Annotated in this window: 10 protein-coding genes; 6 read left to right on the plus strand and 4 right to left on the minus strand. The window is 70.9% G+C overall.

The features are described from left to right. Positions 1 to 24 precede the first annotated feature (24 nt). Entirely contained in the window at positions 25 to 1,974 is a 1,950-nt protein-coding gene (locus A6P39_RS36750) for an ATP-binding cassette domain-containing protein (RefSeq protein WP_067051848.1), read from the minus strand. 617 nt (positions 1,975 to 2,591) lie between these two features. Here A6P39_RS36750 and A6P39_RS36755 point away from each other — a divergent pair. Next, the gene (locus A6P39_RS36755) at positions 2,592 to 3,065 is read left to right on the plus strand and encodes an STAS domain-containing protein (RefSeq protein WP_234379104.1); all 474 of its coding nucleotides are present in this window, start codon (positions 2,592 to 2,594) and stop codon (positions 3,063 to 3,065) included. A gap of 266 nt (positions 3,066 to 3,331) precedes the next feature. Further along, positions 3,332 to 4,636, plus strand: coding sequence for an ANTAR domain-containing protein (locus A6P39_RS36760; RefSeq protein ID WP_234379102.1), 1,305 nt, complete (start codon positions 3,332 to 3,334; stop codon positions 4,634 to 4,636). 274 nt (positions 4,637 to 4,910) lie between these two features. Here the strand turns inward: A6P39_RS36760 and A6P39_RS36765 are convergent, their stop codons facing one another. Then, a complete protein-coding gene (locus A6P39_RS36765; protein ID WP_067051844.1) occupies positions 4,911 to 6,158 on the minus strand; it encodes a S53 family peptidase in 1,248 nt (415 codons plus the stop codon). Positions 6,159 to 7,237: 1,079 nt separating this feature from the next. On the opposite strand from A6P39_RS36765, the gene A6P39_RS36770 reads away from it, so the two are divergent. From A6P39_RS36770 to A6P39_RS36780, 3 genes are all read left to right on the plus strand, one after another. Further along, a complete protein-coding gene (locus A6P39_RS36770; RefSeq protein WP_067052124.1) occupies positions 7,238 to 8,380 on the plus strand; it encodes a globin domain-containing protein in 1,143 nt (380 codons plus the stop codon). 173 nt (positions 8,381 to 8,553) lie between these two features. After that, a complete protein-coding gene (locus tag A6P39_RS36775; RefSeq protein ID WP_079133634.1) occupies positions 8,554 to 9,687 on the plus strand; it encodes a nitric oxide synthase oxygenase in 1,134 nt (377 codons plus the stop codon). Between the two features lie 122 nt (positions 9,688 to 9,809). Continuing rightward, positions 9,810 to 10,265, plus strand: coding sequence for an RpiB/LacA/LacB family sugar-phosphate isomerase (locus A6P39_RS36780; RefSeq protein WP_067051843.1), 456 nt, complete (start codon positions 9,810 to 9,812; stop codon positions 10,263 to 10,265). A gap of 130 nt (positions 10,266 to 10,395) precedes the next feature. On the opposite strand, the gene A6P39_RS36785 is transcribed toward A6P39_RS36780, so the two are convergent. After that, on the minus strand, positions 10,396 to 10,761 hold the full coding sequence (locus A6P39_RS36785) for a DUF6479 family protein (RefSeq protein WP_067051842.1): 366 nt from the start codon (positions 10,759 to 10,761) through the stop codon (positions 10,396 to 10,398). A 188-nt stretch (positions 10,762 to 10,949) separates the two neighbouring features. On the opposite strand from A6P39_RS36785, the gene A6P39_RS36790 reads away from it, so the two are divergent. Continuing rightward, positions 10,950 to 12,128, plus strand: a complete 1,179-nt coding sequence (locus A6P39_RS36790) for an acyl-CoA dehydrogenase family protein (protein WP_067051840.1) — start codon at positions 10,950 to 10,952, stop codon at positions 12,126 to 12,128. 123 nt (positions 12,129 to 12,251) lie between these two features. Here A6P39_RS36790 and A6P39_RS36795 read toward each other — a convergent pair whose 3' ends face one another. Further along, positions 12,252 to 13,487, minus strand: coding sequence for a ThiF family adenylyltransferase (locus A6P39_RS36795; protein WP_199840922.1), 1,236 nt, complete (start codon positions 13,485 to 13,487; stop codon positions 12,252 to 12,254). Between the last annotated feature and the right edge of the window lie 244 nt (positions 13,488 to 13,731).

A 13,731-nucleotide genomic window follows, 5' to 3' on the forward strand; every position in this document is an offset into this window, starting at 1 on the left:
CCGGCATCACCGCTCAAGGGCCGGTCACGAGGTGGTTCGGGCTGGGCGGGGGATGGTGCCTGTGGGGGCGTACTGAGCGGCTTGCGCGTCGAACATCGAGGCGTAGCGCCCTTGGGCGGCCATGAGTGTGTCGTGGCTGCCGTGCTCGACGAGCCGCCCCTGGTGCAGGACGTAGATGTGGTCGGCATGGCGGACGCCGGACATGCGGTGGGTGACCAGGACGACGGCCCGGTTCGGGGCGGCGAGCCGGCGGATGCGGTCGAAAGCGACGATCTCGGCTTCCGGGTCGAGGGCCGAGGTGGGCTCGTCCACGATGAGCACGCCGTCGGCGGCCGAGGTGACGCTGCGCCAGTGGGTCCGGGCGAGCCCGATCTTCTGCCACTCGCCGCCGGACAGCTCGCTGGCACCGCGGAACATCCGGGCCAGCAGGCTGTGCAGGCCGTCGGGCAGTTTCGCGACGACCGGACCGGCTCCCGCGTAGTCGACGGACGGCTGGAGGTCCTCGGGGCCGGCGTCCTGGCCGGGCCGGCCGATCCGGATGTTCAACGCCGCTGTCACGGGCCAGCGTTGGAAGTCCTGGGTGAGCAGCGCGACCCGGTCGAAGACTGCGGAGCGGTCCAGGGAGGCGACGTCGGCATCACCCCACCACACGGTCCCGCTCTGCGGCAGCAACAGCCCCGACAACACCTTCATCAAAGTGCTCTTGCCGGAGCCGTTCTCGCCGACCACGGCGGTCACCGAGCCCATGGGCAGGGTCAGTGACACCCCGTCCAGGGCGGGAACTTCGCGGTCCGGATAGCGGTAGCCGACCCGGTCGAGGACGACCTGTCTCACCTGCGCCGGCACGGGAGCACCCCCGCTGGGAATGGTGCGCCGCGCCGCCTCGTCCAGGAACCGGGCGTGGTCGCGGACGTAGAGGGACTCCTCGTGCAGCTGGTTCACGTTCATCACCAGCGCGCCCAGGCTCGCCGAGCCTGACCGGACGGCGACGACGGCGGTCCCGGCCACGGCCAGATTCATGTGCCCGGTCATGATCAGCAGGAACATGGCCCCGTACGTCGCCGCCATGGCGAGTCCGGACAGCGCGGCGGCCACCCACTCGGTGACGGCCTTGCTGGAGGCCAGCCGCTCCTGCTCGGCCTCGGCGCTCTCGGCCATACGCTCGTAGCGGCTGAGCAGGAACGGCCCGACGGCGTGGATGCGCACCTCCTGTGCGGCGGTCCGCTCCGTGAGCAGGTTGCCGATGAGGCGGCCGGCCCGCACGTGCTCGATCCAGCTCATCACCGACACATAGCGTTCCTGCGCCACCCGCATCGCGCCCCAGCCGCGTGGCGCCGCGATCAGGACCAGCATCGGCAGGAGGACCGGGTGCAGGATGGTGAGCACGCCCGCCGTGGAGACCAGGGAGATGGTCCCGTTCAGCGCGGCCACGCACGCGCCGATCATGCGGCGGGCGGATCCGGCACCGTACTGCGCGACGTCGATCAGCCGCCGGAACTCCGGGTCCTCGATGGCCTCCAGCTCGACTGACGCCGCGGCGGCGAGGTACTGGGTGGTGGCGATCCGCTCGACCAGCGGCTCCAGCCGGCCCGCCCGCGAGGTGGACCAGCCGGACAGGGCCGAGTTGACCACGGCTGCTGCCGCGGCTGCGAGCAAGCCCGGCAGCACTGCCTGCAACCGATGTGCGGGGGTGCCCGAGCCGAGCAGCGCCTGCATGACGGCGTTGACCGCGAGCAGACCGATCGCAGCGGCGAACCCCTGCCCGATCTCGCTGATCGCGACCGTGACCAAGGCCCGGCGGTCCGCGTGCCACGCCATCCGCAAGGTCGCCCCGACCAGCCTCGGCATGGAGCGCAGAGCGGACGTCATCGTCAGGTCGAGCGAGGCACCCTCGTGTTCGGACCAGCCGAAGTCATAGCGCAAAGGACCGCCGAACAGCTCCTGCTCGGCGTCCGAGACCGGGGGCTCGGCCATCCGCACACGTCGGAAGAACCTCTTCACAAGGCGCCTCCAGGACCGGGCCGGTTCAGCGCCCTGCACGAGGGGCCGTGGGTGTGCAGCTGGAAGGCGGTGGTGCCCGAGATGCCGGGAGCCGGCTGTTCTCCTGTGCTGTCCGCAGTCAACGTGGTCCCCCTTGACGGTCACACGGCTGGTTCGTGGGGTTCAACGACCCAGCCAGAATTTCGAACACATGTGTTTCGGCCGGGCTTGGAACCTTGGAATTGGGCGCGCACGGAAGCATGTGGGCTGCACCGACCCTTGCCGCGCAAGGTGCCAGGCCGGTGGCGGCGGTGGCCGAAACGCCGAGAGCGCGGCGGGCGGTCTTCGGTGACGACCGGACCGGTCTCCGTTCAACTCCCTTGCTGTCCCAACCCGTTGACCGGCCGACCGGACGCTCCCGGCACCGCCGCGCCGTCGGACCCGCTCCGGGCTCGGTGCCGGACCTTCCCCGTACGGCGGTGTGCCGAGCAGAGCCGCAGGCGTGCGACACGCCCGGGGAAAGTCGTTGCATCGCAGGGGCGCGCGGAGCACAGTGAAGCCCCGGTCAAGACGCGGCTGGCTGTCCTTCCCGACCCAGGGAGCCCGATCCCATGGATAACGGCCGGCCGTCCCGTGCCCGCGCCCGCCGCCGCGGCTCGGTTCCGCTGCTCCTGCAGACCGTGCACGAGCGGCGGCCCGAAGCCGGCGGGATCAGCGTCCTGAAGGCCAGGGGCACGGTCGACGCCGCCAACGCCATGGAGTTCTCCGAGGTGCTCGCCGCGCACATCGCACACGCCGACCAGGCCGGCGAACACCCCGTGCTGGACATGACCGAGATGTACCTCGCCTGCGCCGCAGCGGTGCGTTCCCTGGACCGGGCGACCGGCTCCCTCGCCTTCTCCGGCCGCGCCCTGCCCGTCGTACAGCCCAGGCCGCATGTCCGGGAGGCGCTGCGGGCCACGGGCCTGCCCGGCGTACGGGTACATGCCACGATGGCGTCCGCCCTGACCGCCCTGGAGGCCCGCCGCGAGGTACTGGAGACGGGAAGAGACCCCCTGACGGCCCGAAGACGGGCGAGCCCATGAGGCCCCCGCCGGACCCGACCGCCGGACAGGCGGCGTCTGCTGAGCCCGCCGGGGCTCCACTCGTCACGCCGCTCCAGTCCGCCACGGCGGCCCCACCGGGCACGCCGGCTCAAGCCGCGGCGCCGGCCGAGTCCGCCACGCCGGCTCAAGCCGCCACGCCGGCTCAAGCCGCGGCGCCGGCCGAGTCCGCCGCGGCGGTCCAGCCTGCCACGCCGGCCCAGTCGGCCGCGGCGGTCCCGTCAGTGACGCCGGCCCAACCTGCCCCCTTGCCCCAGCCGGCCTCCCAGGCCCAACCCTCCACCCCGTTCCCGCTCGTCATCGAGTCGTCCGTCGTCGAGGGGCTGCCCGCCGAGAAGGCGCTGCTGTTGCGTATGTCCGGCAGCCTCGGGGCCGAGGGGGCCGAGGCCTGGTCGGCGGAGCTGGGCGGTCATCTGGCCAAGGCGGACCTCGAAGGGCTGCGGCCCGTCCTCGACATGGCCCATGTGCAGCTCGGCGGTGCCGCCGTGCTGCGCGCGCTCAGCGAGACGACCCGGACGCGCACCGGCCGCCCGGACCTGATCATCGTCCGGGCCCGGCCCGGGGTGCGCGAGGCGGTGCACCTCGCGCGTCTGGACGGCGTACGGCTCTACGCCACCCTCGACGAGGCGCTGCGCGAACTGGCTCGCGCCGCCACCCGCACCGCGGACCTGCCCGCCTGGCGGTCGCAGATGGCGGACCCGCTGCGGCCCAGTTACGAGGACCTGCGCAAGGAGGTCCGCGCGCTGCGTGCCCGGGTGCGCACCGCCCCGGTCATCGGCATGGCACAGGGCCTGATCATGGTCCGCTACGGCCTGCCCGACTCCGGCAGCGCCTTCCAGGCGCTGCGCGAGGTCTCGCAGCGCTTCAACGTGCCGTTGCGCGTCCTCGTCTCCGCAGTGGTGGTCGCCCGGCCCCCGGACGGCCCGGCGTGGTTCCCGGGCCGGCACCCCCTGCCCGTCCCGCCGCTGCGGACCCTGGCCCGCGACGGCCGGGACCCCCGCTACCGGCGGCAGATGATCGACGCCGTACTGCACGAGGCGCTCGCCGTCGGCCGGGCGTCCGCCGGGTATCTGCGGTGCGTCGACCCGGCCGTGAACGCGCTGGTGCTGGAGTCCCACCACGGCTGTGCGGATACGTTTCTGGACCATCTGGTGCGCGGCTGGGAGGAGGGCACGGCCGACGCGGCCGCCCGGCTGCGCGGCCGCCCGGTGAGCGTGCCCGACGTGGCCGCCGACGGTCTCCTGTCCGAGGAGTCCCGGCGCGTCCTGCTGGCCACCGGCGCCCGCGCCCTGCAGAGCATCCCCGTCCTGTCCTCGGCCGGCGCCTGTACCGGTGTGCTCACCCTGCTCTGGCCCGAGGCCGGACACCGCCCGGGCGCCGACCGCACCGAGGCCCTCGGCCTGCTGGCCTGCGACACGGCGGCCTGGCTGAGCTGGTACCACCGCTCGGTCCTCCTCGACGCCCTCGAACACCTCCACCAGCTCCTGACCGGGCGCGTGACCACCCCGGACCCGCGGACCACCGAGGCCCACGACGGTGGATGCCGGAACTGATGCCGAGTTCGGATCGTCGTCGGGAATCCAGGCGTCGGGGTCGTTGGCGCATTTGTGGATGTGTGTTCCACGCCGAAAGGCGTGCGTTGCAACGCCGCCGCGCTCCGACACCGGTGGCAAGACCGTGTGGGTCGAACAGGCAGTCCCGGCCCGGACACCGGGGACCGGGAGTGGGGCCTTCGACCGGCTGGAGGACCGGGACGAGGGAAGGGCCGGGCCCGCGCCGCAGCAGTGCGGCGCGGGCCCAGCCCCCGTCGGTCGGACCGTGCCGCCGTCAGAAGGCGCCGGTGCCGTTGGGCGTACCGAGGCCGGTCGGCCCGTCGTACCCAGGCCCCGCGGTGCACAGGTAAGTGCCTCCGCAGGAGCCGTTGCTGCCCGAGGTGACATCGTTGAGCGCCGACGTGTGGCTGTACGGATACGAGCCGTTGACGACCTGAGAGGTGTTTCCGGCCAGCGCGTAGATGCTCGCGATGATCGGCGACGAGACGCTGGTGCCTCCGACTTCGACCCATCCGTCGGCACCCTGCGCGAGGCTGAGCTGAAGCTCGGTGTCGCACAGCATTCCGCCGCCGCAGTTGTCGTACGTGTCGTAGACCGCCACCCCGGTGCTGGGGTCGGCGACGGCCGACACATCGGCCACGGCGCGATGGGCACATCCGGAGTCATGCTGCCAGGACGGCTTGGCCTCGTACGCCGAGCAGCCCGAGCCCGCGCCGCTCCAGGCGGTCTCGGTCCAGCCGCGCGAGTTGGAGGCCTTCCTCAGCGAGGTGCCGCCCACGGCGGTGACGTACGGGGAGGAGGCGGGCCAGGAGACGCCGTAACCGGAGTCACCCGAACTCGCTGTGATCGCCACGCCGGGGTGCTTGAAGTGGGAGTCGAAGGAGGTGATGGTGTTGTCCTCGGACCCGCCCCAGCTGTTGGAGACGGAGACGACGCCCGGTGTGGTGGCGGCGGTGTCCTCGGCCTTCATGAGATCCGCGACGTTCGTCGAGTTCGCCTCGACCAGGAGGATGTGGCAGCCAGGGCACGTCGCCGAGACCATGTCGAGGTCGAGGCTGATCTCCTCGGCCCATCCGTAGTCACCGGAGGGCAGCGGCGATGCCTGGCCGCTCTGGTTCACCTTGTGGAAGCAGCCATTGGCGGTGGTGCACGAGGGCAGACCGTAGGCACTGCGGTAGGCGGCCAGGTCGGACTCGGCGTTCGGGTCGTCCATGGAGTCGACGATGGCCACCGTCCGGCCGGATCCCGAGGTACCGCCCAGTTTGTAGGCGGAACGCAGATCGGACGGCACGTACCCTGCCGTGGTCGGGGATCCGTTGGTGAACGGCGACAGGCGGCCGGAGGCGGTGCGGTGGGCCTTCAGGACACCGAAACAGCGGGCCTGTCCCGCTTGCGCGGGGTGGGCGCAGCCGAAGCCCGTGGTACCCGCGGAGGTGGACGCGCGCGGGGTGGACGAGAGGGCGGCGGCCGGAACACCGGTGGCCAGACCGATGGTGAGGGCAGTGCCGGTGAGTGTGAGCATCGCGGTGAGGGCAGCTGCAATCCGCCGCCCCCCGCGTCTTGGTTGGTGGCGGTGGATCACCGGGGATCCGGAGGGTATGTCGCGGCGGTGCATCAAGCCTCCGTGCGGTTTGAGGCAGTTGGGAACGTCCACATGGCGAAAAGCAGCATTGACAGACGGTGTGTCAGGTGAGCTGCGGGCCAGACGGATTCACCATGCGGCCGCCGTCGTGCGCTGGTCAAGGCCAGGTCAATGCAGGTCTTGTGAGGCTGCCGCGGTCAGCGAGTGAACCTCCGCTGGTGCCGACGCGTTTGCGGGAGTACTCACTACGGGGCCACGTTGTGCGTGCACCGGTGTGACATGTGGTTTTGAGTCAGGGAATGTGTGCGGGAAATGTGTTTCGAGACGGCGGAAATTCCTTCGCAGCCCAGGAACCCGAGTGTCCAGGTTATCCGGATTTACCGACAGAGATCACGTTCAGCTCTGTGAATTCACCTGGTATTACGCCGTCGTGAGCGATGCCATCTGAATGCACTTCCACACGCTTCCTCCGGCCCTGTGGGGAGAAAGTGCGCGAGTGGCGGCGAGGTCGTGGCCATCCTCTGGTTGACGGGTGAAAATTGTGTATTAGGGTGAATGCGTTCCTGCCGATCGCCGTCGAACGGCAGGACGTCCCAGGGGGTTCCGCCCCGTCCGTTCCCAAGTCGCCCGTGTGCGGCCGAGTTGATCAGTGGCGTCGTATCGCAACGGCACCACAGCTGAATGGCGGACCCTTTCTGGGCGCTGGGGTGGGTATCCGGCACAGCGGAACCCTGTGCCGGCCATCGGCCTGTCCCCGGCGGTCGCGACCGGTTGTGCAGCGGTCGCGGCGGTCCCCGTCCCCGACTGCTCTGACACCGAATTTCCCTCATGGTGATGACGATTCAATCTGAAGCGGGAGGCGCCCGGTGATATTCTCCCGGGCGTCGCGAGGACGCCGTGACGCAGCGGATGCCGCTGCGCAGTCGCCGGAATCAGCAGCGCCTCCCTCCACTCCCTCGCCACCGGCGCCGGGTCCGCTGCCGGACCTCGTGCCGCTGACCGCGGAGGAAATCGCCCTGATGCGTGCGAGCGTGGCCGTGGTCGGCCCGTACGCAGCGGACATGACGGTGTATTTCTACGCCATTCTGTTCGCACGCCATCCCGAGGTGCGCGGACTCTTCCCGGACAACCTGGACGTCCAGCGCGACCGCTTGCTGCGCGGGCTGCTGCAGATCGTCGACCTCGTCGACGACCCGGAGAACCTGATCCGGTTCTGCGGCCGGCTCGGCCGCGACCACCGCAAGTTCGGGGCGCTGGACGGCCACTACCCCGCGGTGGGCGAGTGTCTGCTCGCATCCCTGGCCCGCTACGCCGGCCCGGCGTGGAGCCCGGAGCTGGCCGCCGCGTGGACGCACGGATACGACGTCGTCGCGCAGGTGATGACCCACGCCGCGAGGGAGGACGCCCGCACGGCGCCCGCGGTGTGGGAGGCGGAGATCATCCACCACCTGCACCGCGGCCACGGCATCGCGGAGATCACCGTGCGGCCCGACGCGCCCTACCCGTACACGGCAGGCCAGTACGCGAGCGTGGAGACGCCCTGGCACCCCAAGGCGTGGCGCTACTACTCGCCGGCGCACGCGCCGCGGCCGGACAACACCGTGACCTTCCACGTGCGTGCGATCGCCAAGGGCCAGGTCAGCCAGGGCCTGGTCTACAGCGCCAAGCCCGGGGACGTGGTGCGGCTCGGACCCACGCAGGGCGACATGACGCTCGACCCGCGCACCGACCGGGATCTGGTGTGCGTGGCCGGCGGGACCGGCATGGCCCCCATCAAGGCCCTGGTCGAGGACGCGGCCCGCACCGGGACGGAGCGCTACGTCGACGTCTTCGTCGGCGCGCGGACCGCCGAGGAACTCTACGGCCTGGACGACATGCTCAGGATGTCCCAGCGGCACCACTGGCTCTCCGTGCGGGCCGCGGTGTCGCACGAGCGCATCGCGGGGCTGGAGGGCACCCTGCCGCGGGTGCTGAACGAGTTCGGGCCGTGGTACCGGCACGAGGCGTTCCTCTCCGGGCCGGTGGACATGGTCACGCAGGCCAGCGCCGCCCTGGCCCGGCAGGGCATCCCGCAGGAGCGGATCCACTACGACCCCTTCGACGTGCCCGCACTCGAGGCCGCGTTGCTGCCCCGGCAGTTGCGGGAACCACCCGAGGACTGAGCGTCCGGCCCGATCCGGCCGACCCGGCCCCGGCCGTGCGGACACACGCCTGCCGCGCCCGCCCGCCCGCCGGACCCGGCCTCGACCCGTCCGCTCCCGGCCGGGCGGCCGCCGGACCACCGCCGGCCCGCCGGGCCCGTGTGAGAACCAGACCCCGAGCAGGAGAGAATCCGGTGCAACTCCCCCCTTCGTCCGACCCGGCTCGGCGCCGCCCGCCGGCGCACGAGGCCGTCCTGGCGGCCGCCGAGGTGTTCATCCGCCAGTACGCCGCCGAGAACCCGGGCGACGGGGATCCGCGCCGGCGGCTCGCGGAGGTCACGGCGGAGGTGGAGCGCTTCGGCACGTACGAACACACCCCGGCGGAGGTGGCGTTCGGCGCGCGGGTGGCCTGGCGCAACGCGGCGCGCTGCATAGGCCGGCTCTACTGGAACAACCTGATCGTGCGGGACCTGCGGCACGTCACGCATCCCGACGACATCGCCAGTGAGTGCTTCGAGCATCTGCGGATCGCGACCAACGGAGGCCGTATCCGGCCGGTCATCAGCGTCTTCGCCCCCGACCGCCCCGGCCGCCTCGCCGCCACGCTGCTGGGCGAGCAGTTGGTGCGCTACGCCGACGACCCACGCAGCGCCCACCGGGTGGCGCTGGCCAGGGACTTGGGCTGGAAGGGCGGCGAAACCCCCTTCGAGGTACTGCCGTTGCTGGTGCAGCCCGGCCCCGGCCTGACCCCCGAGTTCTACGAGGTGCCCGAGGACGCCGTGCTGGAGGTGCCGTTGACGCATCCGCGCCATCCCGGCTTCGCGGACCTCGGTCTGCGCTGGTACGCGGTGCCGGCCGTCAGCGACATGTCGCTGGAGATCGGCGGGGTCACGTACCCGGCCGCGCCCTTCAACGGCTGGTACATGGGCACCGAGATCGGCTCGCGCAACCTCGCCGACACCGACCGCTACAACCTGCTGCCGGCCGTCGCCGAGCTGTTCGGCCTCGACACCCGCAACGAGCGCACCCTGTGGCGCGACCGTGCCCTGGTCGAACTCAACCTGGCGGTCCTGCATTCCTACGAGCAGGCGGGGGTGAGCATGGCCGACCACCACACGGAGTCGCGGCGGTTCCTCGCGCACGTGGACCGCGAGAGGCGGCACGGGCGCCCGGTGCCCACCGACTGGAGCTGGATCGTCCCGCCCCTGTCCGGAGGGGCGACCGCGGTGTTCCACCGCTACTACGACCCCGAGGATCCCGACCTGCGGCCGGCCTTCGTGCACCGGACCGCAAGGGCGCCGGAGGGATGCCCCTACGGCGCGGCCTGAGAGGGCAGAGCCGGTGCCCGTGCCGGGCTGCGGTGACCGCGAACACGGCCACGTCGAGGAACATCGCCCGCAGCGCACCGTCTCGTGGGAAGTTCTCCCGCCGGCGCGTAACGTGAAGCGGCATGAAGATCTCCGTCTCCTCCGACATGGACGAACCCGTTGCCCGGCTCCTCCTCGCCGAGCTGGAAGAACGCGGGCACGAGGTGCGCGCGCACGGTGCACTGCAGGCCGGGGCCGACCCCCAGTGGGCGGTCTGCTCGGAGGCGGCCGCCCGGGACGTGGCCGACGGCGCCGCCGACCAGGCGGTGGTGTGCTGCTGGACCGGCACCGGCGCGTCCATCGCGGCCAACAAGGTGCCCGGCGTCCGCGCGGCCCTGTGCACGGACGCCGTGACGGCGGACGGCGCCCGCCGCTGGAACGACGCCAACGTCCTCGCCCTGAGCCTGCGCCTGACCTCCGGGCCGCTGCTGAAGGAGATCCTCGACGCCTGGTTCGCCGCCGAGCCGAGCCAGGACCCCGAGGACCGGCAGAACGTGGCCCGCGTCGGCCGCCTGGACGCCGCCCGGAAGGACTCCTGAGGACTCCTGAGGGCGGTGTACGGCGGCCGGCGCGGGCCGGGCTGCCAGGTGAACGGGGTTCGCTGACCGGGATCAGCGGGCCGGTGGGCGGATCAGGGTCTGCGGGGACCGGGGGCTGGGGATCGGGGGATCAGTGGGCGCCCAGGCCGCCGCCGCCGAACGAGCCGCTGGACCCCCTGCTCCAGCGCGGGCGGTCCTTCGATGCGCTCGGCCGGGTGTCCATGTTGCTCAGCTCGTACGGGGTGAGCGGGCGGCCGCCCTCGGGCATGACGGGAACCTCCTGGGATTCCCTGTTCTCGCGGACTTCGCCCACCGGCCCTTCCGGCGGCAGTGTGGGCTGTTCCTCGGGGCGAGGCCGGGGGGACTCGCTGTACTTCACGCGGGACGTCATCCAGAAGCCGCCGGCGAGCAGCGCCAGGACACCCACGGCCACGATGAACAGGACAAGGCTCATCAGGCCGCTCGCTGCGGCCAGCTGCGTCGATGCGGTACTCATAGGAAAGGAATACCCCGCTCAAACTCGGACGAACCGGACACTATGGGTAACCGGTGGTGGACAGGCGGCGACATCGCCGCCCGATGAGGAGGACGCCTCAATTCATCCGGGGCACGTCATTCCCTATTTCTGAAACACGTTCTACGGTGTGCGCCGTCAGGACCGCCCTTGGGGAGCCTGGAGGCGCCGTGCATCTCGACCACACGCCCGAGCAGCAGCGACTGCGCGCGGAGCTGCGCGCCTACTTCGCCGAGCTGGTCCCCGACCACGCCTACGCCCGGTACTCCGACCCGGCCGCGCAGAAGCGGTTCTACCGCGACACCATCCGCCGCCTCGGCACCGACGGCTGGCTCGGCGTGGGCTGGCCGAAGGAGTACGGCGGGCGCGGCATGACGGCGATGGAACAGTTCATCTTCTTCGACGAGGCCGCGCAGGCCGGCGTACCGCTGCCGCTGATGGCGCTGAACACGGTCGGCCCGACGCTCATGCGGTACGGCACCGAGGAGCAGAAGGCGTACTTCCTGCCCCGCATCCTCTGCGGTGAGATCGACTTCGCGATCGGCTACAGCGAGCCCGACGCCGGCACAGACCTGGCCGCGCTGAGGACCAGGGCCGTACGCGACGGCGACACGTACGTCGTCGACGGGCAGAAGATCTGGACGACGAACGGCGACACCGCGGACTGGGTGTGGCTGGCCACCCGTACCGACCCCGCCGCCCCGCCGCACAAGGGCATCACCATGCTGCTGGTGCCGACCTCCGACCCCGGCTACTCCTGCACCGTGATCAACACCCTCGCCTCGCACGACACCACCGCGAGCTACTACGAGAGCATCCGCGTCCCCGTCTCCCGCCGCGTCGGCGAGGAGAACCAGGGCTGGCGGCTGATCACCAACCAGCTCAACCACGAACGCGTCACCCTCGCCGCCCACGGCACCATGGCCATCCGCGCCCTGCACGACGTGCAGCGCTGGGCCATGGAGACCAAGCTCGCCGACGGCCGCCGGGTCGCCGACCTGCCCTGGGTGCGCCGGCTGCTCGCCCGCACCCACACCCGGCTCGACGCCATGAAGCTCATGAACTGGCAGATGGTCACGGCCGTCCAGGAGGGCACGCTCACCCCGCAGGACGCCTCCGCCGTCAAGGTCTACGGCTCCGAGGCCCGCCGGGACGCGTACGCCTGGCTCATGGAGATCGTCGGCGCGGCCGGACCGCTGAAGGAGGGCTCGGCGGGTGCCGTGCTCCACGGCGAACTGGAGCGCGGCTACCGTTCGGCGGTCATCTTCACCTTCGGCGGCGGCAACAACGAGATCCAGCGCGAGATCATCTCCTGGATCGGTCTGGGGATGCCGAGGGTGCGGCGTTAGCGAGATGTGACGAGGATTTTTAGTTGGCACAAAAGAGGGATAGTTGGCACCGGCATTAGCTGGGATCGAGACCGGCCGGCCGATCCGCGACACGGCATTTGGCGCGGCAAGGGCGGTCCCAGTTCACACTCGAATGGTTGACGCCTGCCGGGCCGCGAGTTCTCCGTTGGCGCCGCGTCCGAGGTTCCCCGTGGACGTACACCAGCGGCAGTGGGCGTTCTGGCGGGGATCTTGGAGATGTCGTTCGCGAGTTCGAGGGCGGTGGATGACTGATCCGAGATCGTCGTTGGTCTCGTGCAGGCCGGCGGATGCGAGAAGGAAGTGGGTCACGGCCTCGCCGACGGCGAGTGTGTTGAAGGGCATCACGCTGGGTGCGGGTACACCGAGGACGTACCGGGCCTGCTCACGCTCGGCCTCGGGGTGCATCTCGATAGCGAGTTCGGTCGGGTCGATGAGCCCGTTGCACCACATGCAGCCGATGCCGGGGGCGATCAAGCGAGTGGCGGTGTGTATCTGTCCGATGCTGCCATCTCGGGAGATGGGGATCTTGACACCGACTTGAGTCGCTGGGACAAGGAACTCGTGGACGACGGCGTTGACCCAGTGCCGGGCCGAATGGCTGTCGGCGGCCAGGAAGATCCAGTCGCACAGCACCAGTTCACGCAGTGCCTCGGGGTTTTCAACTCGTCGCGGGATCTTGGTCAGACGGATCTGTGGATTCGCTCGGCTTGCGTTGCGGGCGGCGAGATCGGTTTTTGGCTTCCCGATATCAGTGCGTTCGGCTGCGAGCAGCCGCGGGAGATTGGTTGCATCGACGGTTTCGCTGTCGATCAGGACAAGTTGTCCGACGCCCAAGCGGGCGAGTTCCTCGACGAGGATGCTGCCGACACCGCCAAGGCCGACGACGGCGACGCGTAGCCGGGCAAGTGTTTCTTGTCCACGGTTCCCCAGAAGCCGCGCCTGTCGGTCCCATACGGGGTCCGAGGCTGCGGGCGGCGCGGGACTCGGCCGCAGCCGAAGCATGTTCCCGGCAGGAACGACGGTCTCGCTCAGCGAGGTCCTGCTGCCGTCGGGAAGCCACAGGTCGCCTGCGGCGGCGTGCGGGGTGACGACGAGGCCGCCGACCGCCTGCCCGCTGATCTGCCGCAGAGTGGCGTATCCGCGTTCGTGGCTGGCCAGGTCAACGCGGGAGAACTGGACCCGGTCGAGGCCGAAGTGGCAGTGAACGGCGAGGTAGGACAGCTGTTCATCCCGGGCGCGGATGATTGCGTCGCGGACGCATGTCGGAGACAGCGCCCGATGGCCCCTCTCGCCGGGGCCGTAGTGCTCATCGTCGCGGGCGACAAGGGCACATGGCAATGAGTCGGGGAAGCGGGGCCCAGTCCGTACGCACGCGGCAGGCGGCGCGCAGCGCCCAGTCTGCGACCGCGAGCCGGTCAGGGCGGGCCGGGCATTGGGCGAAGAGCCCGATGTCGAGGAGTTGGATGACTTCTGCGCGTGAGTTGGAGTGCGACGCGGACAGGGTTGAGCGTAGCCATCGCGCCTGGTGGAGCTCCCGCCAAGAATCCGTGGCAGGTCCCAAGCGAAGGCTGCGCAGTACCCC

This window comes from Streptomyces sp. FXJ1.172 (assembly GCF_001636945.3).
In the GTDB taxonomy this organism is placed as follows: Bacteria; Actinomycetota; Actinomycetes; order Streptomycetales; family Streptomycetaceae; genus Streptomyces.

Coding starts and splice junctions, on each gene's coding strand:
- A6P39_RS36770 (WP_067052124.1), top strand. CDS start 7,238: ATGCGTGCGAGCGTGGCCGTGGTCGGCCCGTACGCAGCGGACATGACG.
- A6P39_RS36765 (WP_067051844.1), bottom strand. CDS start 6,158: ATGCTCACACTCACCGGCACTGCCCTCACCATCGGTCTGGCCACCGGT.
- A6P39_RS36755 (WP_234379104.1), top strand. CDS start 2,592: ATGGATAACGGCCGGCCGTCCCGTGCCCGCGCCCGCCGCCGCGGCTCG.
- A6P39_RS36780 (WP_067051843.1), top strand. CDS start 9,810: ATGAAGATCTCCGTCTCCTCCGACATGGACGAACCCGTTGCCCGGCTC.
- A6P39_RS36785 (WP_067051842.1), bottom strand. CDS start 10,761: ATGAGTACCGCATCGACGCAGCTGGCCGCAGCGAGCGGCCTGATGAGC.
- A6P39_RS36750 (WP_067051848.1), bottom strand. CDS start 1,974: ATGGCCGAGCCCCCGGTCTCGGACGCCGAGCAGGAGCTGTTCGGCGGT.